Origin of the sequence: Comamonas terrigena NBRC 13299 (assembly GCF_006740045.1) — a bacterium.
In the GTDB taxonomy this organism is placed as follows: domain Bacteria; phylum Pseudomonadota; class Gammaproteobacteria; order Burkholderiales; family Burkholderiaceae_C; genus Comamonas; species Comamonas terrigena.
The window spans coordinates 4,131,274-4,149,929 of record NZ_AP019749.1 but is presented as its reverse complement, the minus strand read 5'-3'; the positions used below and the strand labels follow the sequence as shown (position 1 = coordinate 4,149,929).

General features: G+C 67.6%; 23 protein-coding genes. 4 read left to right on the top strand and 19 right to left on the bottom strand.

All coding sequences use genetic code 11. The annotated features are described in order from the left end of the window. Window positions 1-61: 61 nt before the first annotated feature. The 9 genes from CT3_RS18780 to CT3_RS18740 all read right to left on the bottom strand — a co-directional run bounded on the left by CT3_RS18780 (window position 62) and on the right by CT3_RS18740 (window position 7,021). The gene (locus CT3_RS18780) at window positions 62-574 is read right to left on the bottom strand and encodes a YjjA family protein (RefSeq protein WP_066541050.1); all 513 of its coding nucleotides are present in this window, start codon (window positions 572-574) and stop codon (window positions 62-64) included. A gap of 212 nt (window positions 575-786) precedes the next feature. After that, window positions 787-1,926, bottom strand: a complete 1,140-nt coding sequence (locus CT3_RS18775; RefSeq protein ID WP_066541048.1) for a hypothetical protein — start codon at window positions 1,924-1,926, stop codon at window positions 787-789. An 84-nt stretch (window positions 1,927-2,010) separates the two neighbouring features. Next, window positions 2,011-2,928: an alpha/beta hydrolase gene (locus tag CT3_RS18770; protein ID WP_066541046.1), complete on the bottom strand. Its 918-nt coding sequence runs from the start codon at window positions 2,926-2,928 to the stop codon at window positions 2,011-2,013. Further along, complete coding sequence (locus CT3_RS18765) at window positions 2,925-3,638, bottom strand: DUF4136 domain-containing protein (protein WP_225608860.1); 714 nt, start codon at window positions 3,636-3,638, stop codon at window positions 2,925-2,927. Before CT3_RS18765 ends, CT3_RS18770 begins: the two co-directional genes overlap by 4 nt. A gap of 178 nt (window positions 3,639-3,816) precedes the next feature. Continuing rightward, on the bottom strand, window positions 3,817-4,791 hold the full coding sequence (ttcA, locus tag CT3_RS18760; protein WP_066541044.1) for a tRNA 2-thiocytidine(32) synthetase TtcA: 975 nt from the start codon (window positions 4,789-4,791) through the stop codon (window positions 3,817-3,819). Further along, window positions 4,785-5,159, bottom strand: coding sequence for a dihydroneopterin aldolase (locus CT3_RS18755; protein ID WP_066541042.1), 375 nt, complete (start codon window positions 5,157-5,159; stop codon window positions 4,785-4,787). Before CT3_RS18755 ends, ttcA begins: the two co-directional genes overlap by 7 nt. Then, window positions 5,156-5,596, bottom strand: coding sequence for a dihydroneopterin aldolase (locus CT3_RS18750; protein ID WP_066541040.1), 441 nt, complete (start codon window positions 5,594-5,596; stop codon window positions 5,156-5,158). The genes CT3_RS18755 and CT3_RS18750 overlap by 4 nt, the downstream gene beginning before the upstream one ends. A 43-nt stretch (window positions 5,597-5,639) precedes the next feature. Further along, window positions 5,640-6,428, bottom strand: coding sequence for an SDR family oxidoreductase (locus tag CT3_RS18745; RefSeq protein WP_066541039.1), 789 nt, complete (start codon window positions 6,426-6,428; stop codon window positions 5,640-5,642). Beyond that, window positions 6,425-7,021, bottom strand: coding sequence for a hypothetical protein (locus CT3_RS18740; protein ID WP_127446163.1), 597 nt, complete (start codon window positions 7,019-7,021; stop codon window positions 6,425-6,427). The genes CT3_RS18745 and CT3_RS18740 overlap by 4 nt, the downstream gene beginning before the upstream one ends. A gap of 110 nt (window positions 7,022-7,131) precedes the next feature. Between CT3_RS18740 and CT3_RS18735 the strand changes: the two genes are divergently transcribed. From CT3_RS18735 to trxC, 3 genes are all read left to right on the top strand, one after another. Then, on the top strand, window positions 7,132-8,181 hold the full coding sequence (locus tag CT3_RS18735) for a class I SAM-dependent methyltransferase (RefSeq protein ID WP_225608877.1): 1,050 nt from the start codon (window positions 7,132-7,134) through the stop codon (window positions 8,179-8,181). Window positions 8,182-8,203: 22 nt separating this feature from the next. Next, window positions 8,204-8,410, top strand: a complete 207-nt coding sequence (locus CT3_RS18730) for a DUF2905 domain-containing protein (protein ID WP_066541035.1) — start codon at window positions 8,204-8,206, stop codon at window positions 8,408-8,410. A gap of 95 nt (window positions 8,411-8,505) precedes the next feature. Next, window positions 8,506-8,946 carry a thioredoxin TrxC gene (gene trxC / locus CT3_RS18725; RefSeq protein WP_066541032.1) on the top strand — a complete coding sequence of 147 codons (441 nt, stop codon included), beginning with the start codon at window positions 8,506-8,508 and terminating at the stop codon, window positions 8,944-8,946. Window positions 8,947-9,006: 60 nt separating this feature from the next. On the opposite strand, the gene CT3_RS18720 is transcribed toward trxC, so the two are convergent. The 8 genes from CT3_RS18720 to CT3_RS18690 all read right to left on the bottom strand — a co-directional run bounded on the left by CT3_RS18720 (window position 9,007) and on the right by CT3_RS18690 (window position 16,708). Continuing rightward, the gene (locus CT3_RS18720) at window positions 9,007-10,203 is read right to left on the bottom strand and encodes an aminotransferase class V-fold PLP-dependent enzyme (RefSeq protein WP_066541030.1); all 1,197 of its coding nucleotides are present in this window, start codon (window positions 10,201-10,203) and stop codon (window positions 9,007-9,009) included. 98 nt (window positions 10,204-10,301) lie between these two features. Then, window positions 10,302-10,502, bottom strand: coding sequence for a hypothetical protein (locus CT3_RS21495; RefSeq protein WP_172591764.1), 201 nt, complete (start codon window positions 10,500-10,502; stop codon window positions 10,302-10,304). Window positions 10,503-10,770: 268 nt separating this feature from the next. Continuing rightward, a complete protein-coding gene (locus tag CT3_RS18715; protein WP_127446162.1) occupies window positions 10,771-11,136 on the bottom strand; it encodes a hypothetical protein in 366 nt (121 codons plus the stop codon). 63 nt (window positions 11,137-11,199) lie between these two features. Then, window positions 11,200-11,574: a DUF779 domain-containing protein gene (locus CT3_RS18710; protein WP_066541024.1), complete on the bottom strand. Its 375-nt coding sequence runs from the start codon at window positions 11,572-11,574 to the stop codon at window positions 11,200-11,202. Between the two features lie 76 nt (window positions 11,575-11,650). Then, the gene (adhP, locus tag CT3_RS18705; protein ID WP_066541022.1) at window positions 11,651-12,685 is read right to left on the bottom strand and encodes an alcohol dehydrogenase AdhP; all 1,035 of its coding nucleotides are present in this window, start codon (window positions 12,683-12,685) and stop codon (window positions 11,651-11,653) included. Window positions 12,686-12,965: 280 nt separating this feature from the next. Next, a complete protein-coding gene (gene exaC, locus CT3_RS18700; protein ID WP_066541020.1) occupies window positions 12,966-14,486 on the bottom strand; it encodes an acetaldehyde dehydrogenase ExaC in 1,521 nt (506 codons plus the stop codon). 169 nt (window positions 14,487-14,655) lie between these two features. Further along, window positions 14,656-15,909, bottom strand: a complete 1,254-nt coding sequence (locus CT3_RS18695) for a multifunctional CCA addition/repair protein (RefSeq protein ID WP_066541019.1) — start codon at window positions 15,907-15,909, stop codon at window positions 14,656-14,658. An 82-nt stretch (window positions 15,910-15,991) separates the two neighbouring features. Further along, window positions 15,992-16,708 carry a glutathione S-transferase family protein gene (locus CT3_RS18690; protein WP_066541018.1) on the bottom strand — a complete coding sequence of 239 codons (717 nt, stop codon included), beginning with the start codon at window positions 16,706-16,708 and terminating at the stop codon, window positions 15,992-15,994. Window positions 16,709-16,809: 101 nt separating this feature from the next. Here CT3_RS18690 and queC point away from each other — a divergent pair, with 101 nt between their 5' ends. Beyond that, a complete protein-coding gene (gene queC, locus CT3_RS18685) occupies window positions 16,810-17,514 on the top strand; it encodes a 7-cyano-7-deazaguanine synthase QueC (RefSeq protein WP_066541017.1) in 705 nt (234 codons plus the stop codon). Between the two features lie 109 nt (window positions 17,515-17,623). On the opposite strand, the gene CT3_RS18680 is transcribed toward queC, so the two are convergent. After that, window positions 17,624-18,055, bottom strand: coding sequence for a hypothetical protein (locus CT3_RS18680; protein WP_098065945.1), 432 nt, complete (start codon window positions 18,053-18,055; stop codon window positions 17,624-17,626). 8 nt (window positions 18,056-18,063) lie between these two features. Next, the gene (locus tag CT3_RS18675) at window positions 18,064-18,654 is read right to left on the bottom strand and encodes a 5-formyltetrahydrofolate cyclo-ligase (protein WP_066541015.1); all 591 of its coding nucleotides are present in this window, start codon (window positions 18,652-18,654) and stop codon (window positions 18,064-18,066) included. Window positions 18,655-18,656: the final 2 nt, after the last annotated feature.

Genomic DNA, 18,656 nt, shown 5'->3' with positions numbered 1-18,656 from the left:
TTGGTTCCTCTGGCGCCATCCGGCAGCGCTGGCGCTGTGGTCTGCGCCAGCGCTGCGAGATTCAGAGCAGTGACTGGGCATTGTTCAGCACAAAGTCGCAGGCTTTTTCCTTCACGTTGCTCTTGACCTTGTCCAGGCTGAAGCTCTTGCCGTCCGAACCGGTGACCATGCCCATCAGGCCGTTCTGGTAGCCCTGGTCCTTGGGCTCTTCCTTCTGGCCCAGGCCCAGCTTGCCCAGCAGCTGGTCTTTCACCTGGCTGGCCTTGTCGGCGTTCAGGTAGTTGTTCTTCATGCAGTAGGTGATCACGCCGGCGGCATTGCTGGCCGTGCCCGATCCGGTCAGGCCGCCCAGCCCCAGGGCCGACAGTCCGGCCGCACTGCCAGTGCTGCCGCTGTTGCCGCCCAGCAGCCCGCCCAGACCGGAGCTGCTGCCTTCGCTGGCTGCGCTACCCGAGCCACTGCCCAGCTTGGAGGCACCGTCGCGCAGTGCATCGCCCCAGCCTGCGGCCTGGGCGGGCAGGGTGGCGGCGGCGAGGGTGGCGGTCAGCAAGGCGGTGGCAAATGCGGTTCTCATGGTGTGTCCTTTGCAGCAGCGCCCGGCAAGGTGGTGGGAGCGGAGGCTCGGCGCGGGCGAGGACTGCAAGGTAGCACGCGGCCAGGGCGACGTCATGCCGCAAATGTGGAAGATTGCAACGCCGTTGTCACAGTTTGTGAGTTCCCGCGCGCGCGGGTGTCCGGGCACGCCAGGGCCGGGCGCAGCGGTGCTTGGCCCCGGACGGCCGCCGCTCAGTCGAGCAGGGCTGCCACTTCCTGGGGGGTGAGGTAGCGCTGGAACTCCACATGCGGATCCTGCGCGGCGTGGCAGGCGCTGGTGAAACCGGACCAGCGGCGGCTGCAGCCGCCTTCGCCGTCCAGCGCGATCAGCACGCGCAGGCCCTGGCGGGAGGCAAAGCTGCGCAACGGGGCTTCGCCCCAGGCCCAGGCCATGGGATTGACCAATTGGCCCCCGGCATAGGCCGTGGCCTGCAGCCACTGGAAGGCCGCGGTGTCCGAGTCGGCGTCGTCGTCCACATCGCCGTCTACATCGCTGTCCATATCGGCAGTCGGGGCGCCATCGGATGCGTCGGATGCAGCGTCTGCGGCGTCCCAGATCTCCGGGCGCACGCGCAGTGCCTGGCCGTGGTGGCGGATCAGCCGTTGCAGCATCGAAAACGCATGAAAGCCGTTGTTGGCGGCATGCACGCGGGCGATGAAGCCCGTGCCCGATGCTGGCAGCACCACGGCCAGCGCGTCCTCGTAGCTGATGTCGGCGGCCAGCACCAGGTAGTACAGCTGCTCGAACGGCAGGCTGTCGCTGCGGTGCAGGGTGGCCAGCAGTGCTTGCAGTGCGCTGTGGGCCAGAAAATCGGCATGGTTGCGCCGATCGCGCAGAACCATGGTCATCAGCGGCAGCACCAGCAGGTCGGCCGCCTGGTGCAGCAGCTCTACTTCCCAGCGCTGGTCGCGGGGGACGGCGGCCATCTGTGCCTGGGCATCTTCCCAGGCCTGCAGCGCCGCGGGGTCGGGGGGCTCCGTGTCGTCCTCTTCCACCGCTTCGGCGCAGTAGGGTTGCAACTGCTGCAGCCAGCGGTACAGCAGGTCCAGGGCCACCGGGAACAGCACGCGCGGGTCGGCATCGTCCTCCACCAGAGTGCCGCACATCAGGGCCAGCATGGCCGCGCGCTGGGGCGGCAGCTCGGGCAGCAGGGTGGCGCAGCCTTGCAGGATGGATGCGGTGTGCAAGGGATCGCGGGCCCGCTGGTAGAGCGTGGCCAGCGCGGGGCGGGCGAAGAAGGTGGCGATGGTTTCCTGTGCATCGGCGCAGGACAGGGGATGGCGCAGCAGGGCCAGCAGATCGGCGGGGAAGTCGGCGGTGTCCAGAGGCATGGCGGTGGATGGTAGCCGAGTGCGTGGCGTGCACCGCGCAACCGTGCGGCTGGTAGCGCCTCCTGCCGGCGCCGCCGGCAGCGATCACGCAGGCCGCAACTGGCCGCGCAGGTCGATGCGCAGTCTGCGCGGCCCCTGGTCGGGCTGCGGGGCGTGCAGCGCCTGCTGCATCAGGCCCGCCAGGGTGCGGGCCACGGCCGGGTGCTGCTGCAGGTGGGCGGCCACGCGGTGGTCGGCCCCTTCCAGCACGATGTGCTGCAGGCGGGCGCCGGCGGCATCGGCCAGGGCGCTGAACACCTCGGCGGGGATGGGACTCCACACGGTGTGGTGGCTGCCATCGGGCCGCTGCAGCGTGGTTTCTCCGGCGGCGCGGCCGGCCGGGGCACCGTGGGCCGTGGCCTGCAGGCCATCCCATTCGCCCTGGATCAGCAGCAGCCGGCCGGCAAACCGGCGCACAAAGTCCAGCGAGCGCGACTGCAGAAAGCCGAAGGGGGTGGAGATCGCCTCCCGGAACGGGGCGCCAAAGTGGGGGGCGCTCCAGGCGGCTTCCGGGTACAGCGCCGGGCCGCACAGGGCCAGCACCTGGATCTGGTCGGCATGGTGTTCGGCCACGCGCATGGCCAGTGCGCCGCCCATGCTGGAGCCGTAGACCATGCGCAGTTGCGGTCCCAAGCGCGCGGCAAAGCGCAGCGCTTCCTGCAGGTTGTGGGCCAGCGATGTCTGCTCTACCGGCATCGGCGAATCCGGCCCGTGGCCGGACAGGCTGGGGGCCAGGCTGCCCACGCCCAGCTGCTGCAGCGGTGCCAGCAGGCCGTTCAGGCGCTGGAGATTGGAGCGCGCACCGTGCAGGGCCAGCAGCGGGCAGTCGGCTGCCGCCCCGGCGGGGCGCAGCTGACCCGGCAGGCGGTAGCCCGCAAATGCTTCGGAACAGGCTGCGGTGGCGGCGTCGGCAGCCAGTACGTCCGGGGCCTCATCGGCTCCCTGTGCGCCGCGCGCGTTCACGGTGTGCTGCGCGGCGCGGTGGCGGGTGTAGCACTTGCCGGTGTGGCGGCAGCCCCGGTTGCCTCCGGGGCCTGGTTGGCTGGCAGCTGCTGGATGGTGGAGCGCACCGCGCGGTCGCCCTGGGGCGGATGGGGGAAGCCGGTCAGCGCGGCGTCGAACAGCACGCTGTAGATCACGCGGTCGTCGGTCCAGACCTCGTCATAGGCGGCCGAGGTCTCGTAGACGATTTTCTGGGTCTGCTGGTCGCGCATCACCAGCTTGACGGAGCGGTAGTACACCATGGGGGGCGCGTCCATCATCCAGCTCATGCCCATGCCGCCGCCCCAGCGGCCGCCATAGCCCAGGCCCCAGCCAAACATCGGGCCGGGCGGGCCGTAGTACGGCCAGTTGTTGGCCCGGCCGTAGCTGGCTGCGGCCATCACCTGGACCACCAGCTTGGCCTTGCCCGGGGTTTCGTCGCGGGTCAGGCCCACACGCTGCAGCGACTGTTCCGCCTGGCGCTCGATCAGCGCAAAGCTTTGTTGCTGGGCCATGGAAGGCAGCAGCTCCATGCGGTAGGTGGGGGGCACGGGCAACTGGGCCAGCGTGGAGTAGCTGCTGACGCTGCTGGTGATCTCGCGCGGGCCGGAGGCGCAACCGGCCAGTGCCAGCGCGGCGGCTGCTGCGACGGCCAGTGCCAGGCGGCGGGATGTCAAAAGGTGGTGCGACATAGAAAGCTCCCGGTCGGTGCGGCGGCCATGCAGGCCGCCTTCATGCAGATTGTGACCCGTTTGTGGCCTGGCAAGTTCCGGGCCGCTGCACAGGTACAGGTCAGCGGGCACAAAAAAGCCCCGCAGGGCGGGGCTGGATGCCGGGGCAGGCGGGGCCATGCCCAGAGGGACAGGGCGGTCAGCCCAGCTGCACCACCTGCAGGCCGCCGGGCAGGGCGGACGCGGTCGGCAGCTCTTCGTGGTCGAAAGCCATGTCGCCATTCGGGTCGGCAATGCCAGTGGCCTTGGCGTCCTTGAAGTTGTGCAGCTGGGGATCCATCATGTGCGTGGTCACGATATTGCCCATGGCGCGGAACATGCTCTCGATGCGACCGGGGAACTTCTTGTCCCACTCACGCAGCATCTCGCCAATGGCCACACGCTGCAGGCCGTCCTGGCTGCCGCAGAGATTGCAGGGAATGATGGGGAAGTTCTGGTACTGCGCCCAGCGGGTGGTGTCCTTCTCGGGCGCATAGGCCATGGGGCGGATCACCACATGCTTGCCGTCGTCACTGACCAGCTTCGGGGGCATGCCCTTCATGCGGCCGCCGTAGAACATGTTCAGCATCAGCGTCTGCACGATGTCGTCGCGGTGGTGGCCCAGCGCCACCTTGGTGCAGCCCAGCTCGTCGGCCACCTTGTACAGGATGGCGCGGCGCAGGCGCGAGCACAGGCCGCAGGTGGTCTTGCCCTCGGGCACCACGCGCTTGACCACGCTGTAGGTGTCCTGGGTTTCGATGTGGTAGTCCACGCCGATGGACTTGAAGTACTCGGGCAGGATGTGGTCGGGGAAGCCGGGCTGCTTCTGGTCCAGGTTCACGGCCACCAGGTCGAACTTCACCGGCGCGCGCTTTTGCAGCTTGCGCAGGATGTCCAGCAGCGTGTAGCTGTCCTTGCCGCCGGACATGCAGACCATGATCTTGTCGCCTTCTTCAATCATGTTGAAGTCGGTGATGGCCTTGCCCACTTCGCGGCACAGGCGCTTTTCCAGCTTGATCTGTTCGCGTTCGATCTTGATCTTGCCGGGCTTGGCGTCGGCGGCGGTGGTTTCGTCTGCCGCGGGTTCTTCGGCAATCCAGGGGTTGTCAGTCACAGCATTCATGGGGGTCACCATTGTCCGGTTTCGATGCGAATGGCCACTTCGCAGTCGTCAAAAATTTCCAGTTTTGCAATCTTCACGCGCACGCCGTACACGCCGGGCAGCAGCATCAGGCGCTGGGCCAGCTTGCCGATCAGGCTCTCGAGCAGGTTCACATGCTCGGCGGTGCACTCGTCGATGATGATCTGGCGCACCTTGCGGTAGTCCAGCACATGGGTGATGTCATCGTCCTGCGGGCGCAGCGGCTGGGGGCCCAGGTTCAGCTCCGCGTCCACCTGAATCGGCTGGGGCGCGGTTTTCTCGTGGGCCAGAATGCCCAGATTGGCGTTGAAACGCAGGCCGGTGAGGGTCAGCGTCTGGCTGCCTGTCGCAGCGTGGGTCATGGTTGTGCTTCGGTTAAAAGCGCTGCAGCGTCCGGGCGCAGACGGAAGGTCTCCACGCCCACGGCCTCGCAGTCGGGGTATACATCGGGTTTGCTGGTGGCCACGCGGGCGGCCACCACACCGGGGTGGGCCAGCAGCGCGTCCAGGATGGCATCGCCCAGGGTTTCCTGCAGCCCGATGTGTCCCTGGCCCACGGCCCGGTGCACCACTTGGCGCACAAAGTCGTAGTCCACCACTTCCTCGATGGCATCGCGCTGCGGCGTGCTGGTGTGCAGCGGCACGTACAGATCGATGTCAAAGCGCATGCGCTGGGGCGCTTCGCGTTCGAAACCATGGATGCCGATGGACGCCTGCACCTGCAGGCCGCGCAGAAACAGCCGGCGGCATTGTGCCAGCAAGGCGGAAACAGCGTGCGGGCTGGGAAATGGCGAGGTCATGGGGAAATAGTGAAAAAGTGGGCGTGGGTGCCTCTGGCGGTGCTCAGGCGCCGTTGTGGACCATGAACATCACGTCGCGCTCCAGCGGCACCAGATGCTGACCATTGTCCACGCTGAGGGATACGCCCGTGATGGCCGGGTTTTCGGCCAGGAATACCGCCGTGCGCGCCACATCGGCTGCCGCCAGCGGGCGGCGCAGCAGGTTGACGCGGGCAGCGCGCTGGTAATTGGCTTCGCTCTGCGGGCCGCTGGGGTACATCAGTCCCGGTGACAGGCCCACCACCCGCACGGCGGGCGCCAGCGCCTGGGCCTGCAGCACCACGGCCCGCTCCAGCGCCAGCTTGCTCAGGGTGTAGGAGAAGTAGTCGGGGTTGAGGTTGTGCACCTTCTGGTCCAGCACATGGATGGCGACCGGGCTGTGGGTGCCGGCCAGCGGTGTCTGGCCCAGGCGCACCGCCCATTCGCCGGCCAGGGACAGCGGTGCCAGCGTGTTGGTGTGCAGCTGGCGGTCAACCCGGCCCCAGTCCAGGTGAAAGTCCTGGGCGCTGTCGGGCTCGAAGGTGGAGGCACTGTTGACCAGGGCCGTGGGCAGGGTGCCGGTGGAAGCGGTGAAGGCATCCAGCAGAGCGGGCAGGGCGGCGCGGTCGGCCAGATCCGCCTGCAGGGCCACGGCCTGCACGCCCAGGGCGCGCAGCTCGGTGCAGGTGGCCTCGGCCGCCTCGCTGCTGCGCAGGTAGTGGCAGGCCACGTTCCAGCCGGCGCGGGCAAAGGCCAGACAGAATTCGCGGCCCAGGCGCAGGCCGCCGCCGGTGATCAGAACCCAGGGTGTCATGTGCGGGGGGCTTTCGTGTGCAGCGCGTGCCAGACGCCGGCCATGAAGAAGGACAGATCCTGGATGAAATACAGGCGCTGTGCCGGCTCCAGCAGGAAATCCTTGGGCAGGCTGCGGTAGAGGATCAGCGCCTGGCAGTCGCTGCCGTCGGCGCACTGCAGCTTGCCGGGGCTGGGGTTGAGCAGGTAGCCCTCGGCTTCGGCGCCCTGCAGGGTGTGGGACAGCGGGCCCAGGACAGGGTCGCCCAGCTGCACGCGCTCATGCAACTGCTGGCCCAGGGTGCGAGGAAAATCCTTGCCCAGCAGCTGGTGGGTCAGGCCCAGCAGCTTGGCGTCGCTGTTCTGGCCGAAAACCAGGGCCAGCACGACCACCAGCACCGGCAGTGACAGGGTGATGAGCTGCATGGCGCGCGAGGCCATATCGTCTTTTTGTGCCCAAAGCCCGTAGGCCAGCATGGTCAGGCCGCCGACAACGACGACAATCATCAACCCGAAGATGACGACGCGCGCCCACAACGGCAGCACCAGCAGGCGCAGCCAGCGCAGCAATTCACTCGAAAGACCCAGTTGGTTGGTAGAGGCAGCGTCGCTCACAAGGCATACATTGAAGGTGGAAGACCCAGGTCTTCCGTCGGGAAGAGACCTGCATGATGGAAAGCTCCGAAAGTTTACCGGGCGCCCTGGCGTCGCACATCCAAAACGCCATGGCCCAGCAGGGCGGCTGGCTGCCGTTCGACCGGTTCATGGCGCTGGCGCTGTACCAGCCGGGCCTGGGCTATTACGCCAACGACCGCGCCAAGTTCGGCCAGATGCCCCAGTCGGGCAGCGATTTCGTGACCGCGCCCGAACTGTCCCCCATTTTCGGCCAGTTGCTGGCCGTACAGCTGGCCGAGGCGCTGGCCAGGACCGGTACCGACGAACTGTGGGAATTCGGTGCCGGCACCGGCGCGCTGGCGTTGCAGGTGCTGCTGGCCTTGCGGGCGCAGGGCGTGCCCGTGCGCCGCTACACCATTGTCGATCTGTCCGGCACGCTGCGGGCGCGCCAGCAGGAGACGCTGGCCGAATTTGCCGGTCTGGTGCATTGGGCGGATGCCTTGCCCGCACAGTTCAGCGGCGTGGTGCTGGGCAACGAGGTGCTGGACGCCATGCCGGTGCAGCTGCTGCAGCGCACCCAGGGGCGCTGGCATGAGCGCGGCGTGGTGGCGGATGGCGCCGGCTTTGCCTGGCAGGACCGGCTGACCGAGCTGCGCCCACCCCTGGAGATCGAGGGCGCGCACGACTACCTGACCGAGATCCACCTCCAGGGCGATGCCTTTGTCCGCACGCTGGGCGAGCGGTTGCAGCGTGGTGCGGCCTTTTTCATCGACTACGGCTTCGGCGAGAGCGAGTACTACCACCCGCAGCGCCACATGGGCACGCTGGTCTGCCACCACCTGCACCAGGTGGACAGCGATCCGCTGGACAAGGTGGGCCTGAAGGACATCACCGCCCACGTCAACTTCACCGGCACCGCCGTGGCGGCGCAGGACGCCGGTTTTGACGTGCTGGGCTACACCACCCAGGCGCATTTCCTCATCAACTGCGGCCTGCAGCAGAAACTGGAGCAGCTCACGCTGGCGCAGCGCGCTCCGGCGCTCAAATTGATGCTGGAGCACGAAATGGGCGAGTTGTTCAAGGTGATCGGACTGGTCAAGGGTGTGCAGGCCTGGGAGGCCTGCGGTTTTGCCCAGGGTGACCGCACCCACCGCCTGTGACGGCGAGAGAGAGCCCCCTCCCATGATCCGCTGGATGCTGCTGATGTTCATGGTGCTGGTGCTGGTCAACAGCGCCACCGGCTGGGTGCGCAAGATCGGCCTGGGCCGGCTGCCGGGGGATGTCACCCTGCGTCTGCTGGGACGTGAGATTTTTCTGCCCTGCGCCAGTTCGGTGCTGCTGACGGTGGGGCTGTTCAGCCTGGTCAAGCTGGTGGCCTGGCTGATGTGAGGAGGTCCAAGGCAGCTTGGGCCCCACCCGGCTTGCAAAACCGGCATCCGGCGTCACCTACAGACATTGCTTTCGACCACGGAACAAGGAACCGCATGACCACGCCCGAGACCCTGCACATCGTCTGCCCCCATTGCCACAAGACCAACCGGGTGGCGGCGGAACAACTGACCAGCGCGCCCGATTGCGGCAGCTGCCACCAGCCGCTGTTCACCGGCGCTCCGGTTGAACTGGACGCCGACAGCTTTGCCCGGCAGGTGGGGCGCAACCAGATTCCGGTGGTGGTGGACTTCTGGGCACCCTGGTGCGGTCCCTGCCGCATGATGGCCCCGGGCTATGCCCAGGCTGCCCAGCAGATGGAGCCGGCCGTGCGCTTTGCCAAGCTGGACACGGAGGCCTTCCCCCATGTGGCCGCACCGTTCAACGTGCGCAGCATTCCCACCATGATCGTCTTCAAGGGCGGCCAGGAAGTCGCCCGCGTCTCCGGCGCCATGCCGCCGGGCGAGATCATGCGCTGGGTGCAGTCGGTGGTGTAGGCCCCTGGAGGGGGGCCGTCCAGGGATTGCAGCCCGGCGGGCGCCAGACCACGCAGCCGCTCAGGCCGGTACGGTGTGCGAGGCCGCCAGTCGCTGCAAGGCCGACACCAGCGCGGCGATGTCTGCTTCGCTGGTGTGCCAGGCCACCGAGGCGCGCACCACGGCGGTCAGGCCCCGGGCCTGCATGTCCAGCGGGGTGTAGCCCATGCCGCTGGCGGCCACCTGGATGTCCTGGGCCAGCAGGGCCTGCTGTACCTGGGCCGGGGTGCAGCCCTCCAGCGTGAAAGGCACGATGCCGCAGCCCGCAGGCGCATCCGGCAGGCTGTGCACGCTTAATCCCGGTACCTGCGCCAGGGCAGCACGCAACTGGGTGGCGCGTTGGGCAATGGCGGCAAAGCGCTGCGGCCAGCCCTGGGCCTGTGCGGTATCCAGTGCGGCCAGCAGGCCGAGCCGCAGGGCCATGGAGGCTTCCGACTGCTCCAGCACCCGCGCATCCTGGCGCAGCACCGGGCCGGTGGGCGTGATGGGGCAGGACACATGGTCCACCGTCATGGGCTGCAGCCGGGCAGCAAAACCGGGTTTCAGGTACACCAGCCCCGTGCCGCGTGGGCCGCACAGCCATTTGCGGCCGGGGGCCGTCAGCGCATCGCACTGCAGCGCCTGGACATCCACGGGGATATGGCCCAGTGCCTGGGCCGCGTCCACGATGTAGGGAATGCCGTGGCGGGCGCAGAGCTGGCCCAGGGCAACGGCGTCATACACCGTGCAGCCGTTGGCGGGAACCCAGGTGAGGGCGACCAGCTTGACGCGCGCATCCACCGAGGCCTGCAGCGCCGCCATGTCCAGTGCACCGCCGGGCGTGCAAGGCATTTCCTCGACCACGCAGCCGGTGCGCGCCTGCAGCTGGCGCAGCATGGCGTAGTTGCCGCCCCATTCCCCGGGGGTGACCAGCACGCGGTCACCGGCCTCCAGCGGCAGCGCACCCACGACGGCGCACCAGCCGTGGGTGTTGCCGGTGGTCAGTGCGATGTCGGCGGGCTGGCAGTGCAGCAGTTCGGCCAGCCGGGCATAGAGCTGCTGGAGCTGGGGCTGCACCTGCTGGGAGGCAATGTAGGCGCCCAGCGCCTGCTCGCGTTGCATGTAGTGGGAGACGGCGTGGAGCACGCTGTCCGGCATCAGACCGCCGGCGGCTTGGTTCAGGTAGTGCATGGAGTCGGTGGTGGGCTGGCCTGCCCAGGTGGCAGGTTGTGCCTCCATGCTACCGCGTGGCGGTGCGCTGACCGCTTTTTCTGGGCAGGGTGCGCATCGCCGCCCTGGATGGCCGGACAGCCCCAGGGGACGTGCCCGTGCGGAATTCAGTTCCAGGAGCTGCGGGAGCCCCGCTGCTGCCAGCCTGCCGGCGCCGGTACGCCGTGCTGGAACACTCCATCCCAGGCAATCAGCGCTTGCTGGCGCAGCGGCTGGCCCAGTTCGTCGGCCAGCAGCAGTTCGGCGCAGGCGTAGACGCGGGAGATCAGGCCTTCGCGCGTGCGGGCGCGCACCAGCAGGCCGGGCAAGCAGCTGCTGGTGGCGCTGTAACAGCCGGTATCGGAATTCCGCTGAACCTGCACACGCAACAACAGGACTGCACCTTGGCGGCCGCACCAGCGCCACAGCGGAAAGCCTACGGGATACATCGTTTTCTCCTGCCCGCAGCGATGGTCTGCGGACGTGATTGCGGGGGCAGCACGCCTCCAGAATGGGGGCGCGGCTGCCAAGACTGCGCGTATGGTGCGTCGCACACATGAATATTGGATGAATCGCGGAACAGATGCGGAGGGGCGTTCAGCAGCGCAGCACCGTGTAGCGCAGGCGGGCCAGGGACAGGGTGTGCTCGGCTTCGGCCTTGACGTCGGGTTTGGCGCGTCGGACGGCGCGCTCCAGCACCGGCAGGCGGGTATCGAGGGCGCTGCATTCCAGCTTGGCCGCAAAGGACAGCTGGCTGCGCCGTGCCGCGATGGCCAGCTGTTCAGGGGTGAGGTTGAGGTTGGGCGACAGCGCCACGGGCCGCAAGGGCTGGGCGGCAGGGGCGGATTCCGGGCGGTACAGCAGCTGCAGGCGTGCGTCTTCCACCGCCAGGCTGCCCGCAAGGCTGCCGCCGAGGCCCAGGGCCAGCGCAATGCCAAGGATCACAGCGTGCAGAGAGGGCATGGTGGTGTGGAGGTGGAACAAGACCCTCCATGGTGCGCGCGGTACCGTGGCATGGCGCAGGCGTCAGCCGGGTTCGGACGTCCGCAGCGTGGCCAGTTCCGCGTCGGTGAACACGCGCGACCGGGTGAGAAAGGCCTTGCCCTCGGGCCCTTCCAGCGAGAAGGTGCCGCCGCCGTGGGTCTCGATCACGTCGATGATGAGCTGGGTGTGTTTCCAGTAGGCGAACTGCGAGACGCTCATGTAGAACGGCAGGCCGCCGATCGTGCCCAACTGCACGTCGCCGGGGCCGATGGTCAGCTCCCCTTCGATATAGCAGTTGGCCGCGCTGTTGTCGCAGCAGCCGCCAGACTGGTGAAAGAACAGGTGCGGCCCGTGCTTGGCCCGGAGCAGTTCGATCAGCTCCAGCGTCGCCGGGGTGGCAATGACACGCTCGACCATGGTTGTCTCCTGTGAATGCACCGCCACCAGCGGGTGCTGCTGGCGGTGCAGGCGCTGCTGACGCTGCAGCCGGGCCTCAGGTGGCGATGTCCAGCACCACCCGGCCTTCGATCTGGCCCTGGTGCATGCGGGCAAAGATGTCGTTGATGTTTTCCAGCTTGTCGGTGGAGACCGTGGCTTTCACCTTGCCCTGGGCGGCAAAGTCCAGCGACTCCTGCAGGTCCAGCCGGGTGCCGACAATGGAGCCGCGCACCGTGATGCCCTTGAGCACCATGCTGAAGATGGGCAGCGGGAAGTCGCCCGGAGGCAGGCCATTGAGCGCAATGGTGCCGCCGCGGCGCACCATGCCCAGCGCCTGCTCGAAGGCCTTGGGTGACACGGCCGTGACCAGCACGCCGTGCGCCCCCTCGATTTCCTTTTGCAGATAGGCCGCCGGATCGGTGTTCTTGGCGTTGACCGTCACCGTGGCGCCCAGCTTGCGGGCCAGTGCCAGCTTGCTGTCATCGATGTCCACGGCCGCCACATTGAAGCCCATGGCCTTGGCGTATTGCACGGCCATGTGACCCAGCCCGCCCACGCCGGAGATCACCACCCAGTCGCCGGGTTTGGCTTCCGTCATCTTCAGGCCCTTGTAGACCGTGACGCCGGCGCACAGCACGGGCGCGATCTCGATGAAGTTCACATTCGACGGCAGGTGGCCCACATAGTTGGGGTCGGCCAGCGCATAGTCGGCAAAGCCGCCGTTGACCGAGTAGCCAGTGTTGGTCTGCGATTCGCACAGCGTTTCCCAGCCGCCGATGCAATGCCGGCAGAAGCCGCAGGCACTGTGCAGCCAGGGCACGCCCACGCGGTCGCCTTCCTTGACGTGCTTGACGTTCTTTCCCACCGCTGCCACATGGCCCACGCCTTCGTGGCCGGGAATGAAGGGCGGGTGGGGTTTGACTGGCCAGTCGCCTTCGGCGGCGTGCAGGTCGGTGTGGCAGACCCCCGAGGCGGCGATCTTCACCAGGATCTGGTCATCGGCCGGGCGGGGGACCGGCATTTCTTCGATGGTCAGCGGTTTGCCAAAAGCGCGCACCACGGCAGCTTGCATGGTCAGGGGAAGCGTCATCCGAACATCTCCTTGAAGCAAGGGGCGCAGCCGCCATGAGGCCGGATACGCCCAGGGCAAGAGCCTGCACATTCCAGGTCTGTGTCTGCTGGTATGGCAGGGCATAGGGCCCCCGGGCCAGGCTGCCCGGTGCGGCATCCATCGTGGAAACCGATAAAAGGTAGGTTGCCATGGTGCAGCTTGCGCACCATCGGCATGGGTGTCAAGAGCGGGGAGGCTGGGGAGGTGCCTGCTGCAGGCCTTGTCTGACCTGCAGCAGGAAACAGCAGGAAACAGGGCTTCAGAAGAAGCCGAGTTTCTGCTCGGAGTAGGAAACCAGCAGGTTCTTGGTCTGCTGATAGTGGGACAGCATCATCTTGTGGTTCTCCCGTCCCACACCCGATTCCTTGTAGCCGCCGAACGCAGCGTGTGCCGGGTAGTGGTGGTAGCAGTTGGTCCACACGCGGCCGGCCTTGATGGCGCGGCCCATGCGGTACGCCACATTGCCGTTGCGGCTCCACACGCCCGCCCCCAGGCCGTAGAGGGTGTCATTGGCCAGGGCCAGGGCTTCTTCCTCGGTCTTGAAGGTGGTCACGGCCAGCACGGGGCCGAAGATTTCTTCCTGGAAGATCCGCATCTTGTTGTGGCCCTTGAAGATCGTGGGCTGCACGTAGTAGCCGCCTTCCAGCTCCGGGCCCAGCTGGGCCTGGGCGCCGCCGATCAGCACCTCGGCGCCTTCTTGCTTGCCCAGGTCCAGATAAGACAGGATCTTGGTCAGTTGCTCCTTGCTGGCCTGTGCGCCCATCATGGAGCTGGGGTTCAGCGGGTCGCCATGCTGGATGGCGGCCACGCGTTTGAGCACCCGTTCCATGAATTTTTCATAGATGGATTCCTGGATCAGCGCACGGCTGGGGCAGGTGCAGACCTCGCCCTGGTTGAAGGCAAACAGCACCAGGCCTTCGATGGCCTTGTCCAGAAAGCTGTCGTCCTGGTCCATCACGTCGGCAAAGAAGATGTTGGGCGACTTGCCGCCCAGCTCCAGGGTGGCCGGAATCAGGCTGTTGGCCGCTGCCTGGGCAATCACCCGGCCGGTGCTGGTGGAGCCGGTGAAGGCGATCTTGGCAATGCGCTTGCTGGTGGCCAGCGGCATGCCGGCTTCGCGGCCAAAGCCGTTGACGATGTTCAGCACCCCCGGCGGCAGCAGGTCGCCGATCAGGCCGGCCAGCACCAGGATGGAGATGGGCGTGGATTCCGCGGGTTTCAGCACCACGCAGTTGCCGGCGGCCAGCGCAGGCGCCAGTTTCCAGGCGGCCATCAGGATGGGGAAGTTCCAGGGAATGATCTGCCCGACCACGCCCAGCGGCTCGTGGAAGTGGTAGGCCACGGTGTCGTTGTCGATCTGGCTGATGCCGCCTTCCTGGGTGCGGATGGCGCCGGCAAAGTAGCGGAAATGGTCGGCCGACAGCGGGATGTCGGCATTCAGCGTCTCGCGGATGGCCTTGCCGTTGTCGATGGTTTCCACATAGGCCAGCAACTCGCGGTTGGCATCGATGCGGTCGGCAATCTGCAGCAGGATGTTGCTGCGCTCGGTGGCCGAGGTCTTGCCCCAGGCATCGGCAGCCGCATGGGCGGCATCCAGCGCCTTGTCGATGTCGGCGGCCGTGCTGCGGGCCACCTTGGTGTAGACCCTGCCGTTGATGGGCGTGACCACGTCGAAATACTCGCCATTGCTGGGAGGCACCCACTGGCCGCCGATGTAGTTGTCGTAGCGGTCTTGGTATTTGTGCAGCGCACCGGACTGACCGGGAAGGGCGTAGGCCATGGCAAATCTCCAGCAACAAAAGGACACAGGGGGTGGATGGGTGTGGGCGTGTTTCCACGAGGCTGTGGGACCCAACCCCTCCATATTCCTCCGTCGTCCTGCCCCCGGGAGAGGCGGTTTTCCCTTACGGGTGTTCCCGCAGCGCAGCACAGGCTCCGGTGTGCCGGGTTCAGTGCGCCGGGTGCAGGGCGTGCAGCGCGGCGGCCACGGCCTGTTCCCGGGCCTGGGCCACGGCGTCGCCAATGGCCTTGCCTTTCAGCCCCCGCTGGGCGGCGGCCTGGGCCACGGGGGCTGTCTCCACGGCCAGGGCCGCATCCAGCGCGGCCTGCAGGCGCGGGCGCTGGGGGTAGGCCGCGTTCTCAAAGCCGGTGCGCCCGCGGGCATCGCATTCGCAGGCCAGCAGGGCTTCGGCAAAGCGCGCCGGCTTGCGGATGGCATCGCAGCGTTCCAGCAGGCGCAGCACGGCGGCGGCATTCAGCTCGCTGCTGCGATGGATGTTGCCGTGCTCGCGCGCCACCACATCGGCCAGTTCCCGGCAGTCATTGGGCACGCGCCAGCGCTCGCACACGGCCTGCAGCAGCCGGGCGCTGCGCTGCTCGTGGCCGATGTGGCGCGGCAGCACATCGGCCGGCGTGGTGCCCTTGCCGAAATCGTGGCACAGGCAGGCAAAGCGCACCGTCAGCGGGGCGTCCAGCCGGGCTGCCATGTCCAGCACCAGCATGGCGTGCACGCCGGTGTCGACCTCCGGGTGGTATTCGGCGCGCTGGGGCACGCCCCACAGGCGGTCCAGCTCGGGCAGCAGGCGCTGCAGCGCGCCGCAGTCGCGCAGCAGGCCGAACATGCGCGAGGGCTGTGCTTCCATCAGCCCGCGGCTGATCTCCTGCCAGACGCGCTCGGGCACCAGGTGGTCGGCCTCGCCGGCGTCCACCATCTCGCGCATCAGCTGCAGGGTTTCGGGGGCCAGTGTGAAATCGGTGAAACGCGCCGCAAAGCGTGCCACGCGCAGGATGCGCACGGGGTCTTCGCGGAAGGCATCGGTCACATGGCGCAGCACCCGGGCCGCCAGATCGGCCTGGCCGCCATAGGGGTCGCACAGGGCGTCTGCGCTGTCCCAATCCGCGGGTGCGGCGATGGCATTGATCGTCAGATCGCGCCGCGCCAGGTCTTCCTCCAGCGTCACATCCGGGGCGGTGTGGACCACAAAGCCGCGGTAGCCGTGGCCGTTCTTGCGCTCGGTGCGGGCCAGCGCATACTCCTCGTGCGTATCGGGGTGCAGGAATACGGGGAAGTCCCGCCCCACCGGGGTGTAGCCCCGGGCCGCCATGTCCTCGGGCGTGGCGCCCACCACCACCCAGTCGGTGTCGTGAAAAGGCCGCCCCAACAGGCGGTCGCGCACTGCGCCGCCAACCATATAGATCTTCATGGCCGAAGTGTAGGCGGGGGCGCCATGCCCTGCAGCCGGTACCCGGGCGCCGCTGCTGGACCCCGGGATGGCGTGCCGGGTATCAGGGCTGGGGCAGGCTGCGCTCGGCCAGCATCCCGCTGGCGGTGCGGTAGGGCTCCTCGAACTCGCGGAAGTCTTTTTCCTCCAGTGCGGCACGGGTCCATTCGCGCACGGACGGCAGGGCCAGCACGCGCTGCACATAGGGCTGGATGTGCTGGGGCAGCGGCAAGGCGTAGCGGTCCAGCCGCAGGCAGACCGGGGCGAAGAAGGCGTCGGCTGCACAGAAGTTGCCAAACAGCAGCGGTCCGCCGTGGGTGGACAGCTGCTGGCCCCACATGTCGATCAGGCGGTAGACATCGTCGCGCACGCCAGCCTGCTCGGCCCAGATCCGGGCGCCCACTTCGGGCAGATGGGCTTCCACATTCATGGGGCAGTGGCTGCGCAGCGCGGTGAAGCCGCTGTGCATTTCGGCGCACAGGCTGCGGGCGCGGGCCCGGTCGGCCACCGGGGTGGGCCAGACGCCCGCCTGCGGAAAGCGTTCGGCCAGGTACTCGGTGATGGCCAGGGTATCCCAGATGGCCAGCCCGTCGTCCACCAGCAGCGGCACCTTGCCGGTGGGGGTCAGCCCCAGCATCGTCTGCTTGAAGTGCGAATCCGGGGCAAAGCTGTCGAAGCGCACCTTCATCTCTTCAAATGGAATGCCCAACTGGCGCAGCACCAGCCAGGGCCGCAACGACCAAGATGAGTAGTTCTTGTTGCCTATGTACAGCTGAAGCATGGGCCGACCTTTCTGTGCCGAGAATGCGTGCAGGGGGCGGGGGAGCGCATGATGTCCTACTGTAGCCGCAGCGCTACATTTGCGGTGTGTAATCGGGCGCTATGCATACCTCGGCCCTTGTCATGTTCTCGGGCGGTCAGGACTCCACCACCTGCCTGGCCCACGCCCTTTCCAAGTACGACCGCGTCGAAACCCTGGGGTTCGACTACGGCCAGCGCCACCGGGTGGAGTTGCAGGCGCGCCACACCGTGCGCGACCGGCTGCGCGCCCAGTTTCCGCAGTGGGCCCCCCGGCTGGGCGAAGACCATGTGCTGACGCTGGATGTGCTGCAGCAGATCGGCGGCTCGTCGCTCACCGAGGATGTGGCCTTTGCGATGCAGGCCGACGGCCTGCCCAACACCTTTGTACCCGGGCGCAATCTGCTGTTTCTGACCCTGGCCGGTGCACTGGCCTACCGGCGCGGGCTGCAGGTCATCGTCACCGGCGTGTGCGAGACCGATTTCTCCGGCTACCCCGATTGCCGCGACGACACCATGAAGGCCATGCAGCTGGCGCTGAACCTTGGCCTGGAGCGGCGGCTGCGCATCGAGACGCCGCTGATGTGGATCGACAAGGCCCAGACCTGGCAGATGGCACAGGACCTGGGAGGAGACGCGCTGGTGGAGCTGGTCGTGCGCGACACCCACACCTGCTACCAGGGCACGCGCGATGCGTTGCACGACTGGGGCTACGGCTGTGGCAGCTGCCCGGCCTGCGAGCTGCGCGCCAAGGGCTGGCAGCGCTGGCGGGCGGCGGCAACAGACTGAGCGACTGCCGCGCGGCAAGCCCGCAGCCCATGGCCCGCTCGCCAGTTGTCTTCAGCTCAGAGTGGGTACTTCCTTGCGGTCTGCCTGCAGGCCTGCTTGGGCATGCGGCTCAACGCGCCGTGTGGGTGCCTGGCCGGGGACGCAGACCACGTTCCTGCAGCTCGCCCTGCAAGGCGGTGAGCTGGGCGGCCAGCCAGGCCTGGCTTTCGGGAAGGTCCCGCAGGCAGTCCCAGAGGGCATGGTGCTGGTCCGGTGTCAGCGCCTGCGGGCCCTGGCTGCGGCCAATGGCCATCAGCCGCTGTGCTTCGGCGTAGGAGATGCGTGACTCGGAGACGGGGGGCGCAGGGGCATCCTCTACAAGACGGCCTTCCTCCAGGGGAGGGGTGGCAGCGCCGGAGGGGAAGGGTTCCGCAGCGCAGACGGGAGCAGGCGGAGCCGCAGGCTCCGCATCCAGGTCGGCAAACAGGTCGCGCGTGGGGTCCATGCCCGGCCCGCTGGCGGCGCGGGCGTCGTTGGCAGCGGGACGGGTGGGCCGGGCCATGGTGGGCCTCAGCGGGTGGGCAGATCCGGCAGGGGCCAGACCACACCGTTGTCGTTCAGCAAGGCGTCCAGCGGCTGGTCGTGGGCCTCGGGCTCGAAGTCGTCCACATAGGCTTCGCGAAAGCCCAGTCCCACGGTGAAGGGCTTGGGCCGCAGCGTGGCCAGGGTGCGGTCGTAAAAGCCACCGCCATAGCCCAGGCGGTAGCCGCCGGTGCCGTAGCCCACACAGGGGACGAACAGCAGCGTGGGCTGGATCACCTCGGTGTCCTTGGGCTTGGGAATGCCGTAGGCGTCTTCCTCCATGGGGCAGCCCGGATACCAGACGTGGAAGGTCAGCGTCTTGTGTTCCTTGTTGATCACCGGTAGGCCGATGCGGCGGCGCAGGGGTTTGTCCAGCAATTCCCCATCCTCTTTCCAGCGGTGCAGAATGGGCAGCGGATCGAATTCGCCCTTGATGGGCCAGTAGGCGCCGATCACGGTGTCCGGGCGATCCACCAACCAGATGCGCATCACCTGCTGCAGCAGGTCGCTGCGGTGTAGGCGATCTTCCATATTCCGGCGCTGTTCCACCAATCGGCGGCGTAGGGCTGTTTTGTCCATCA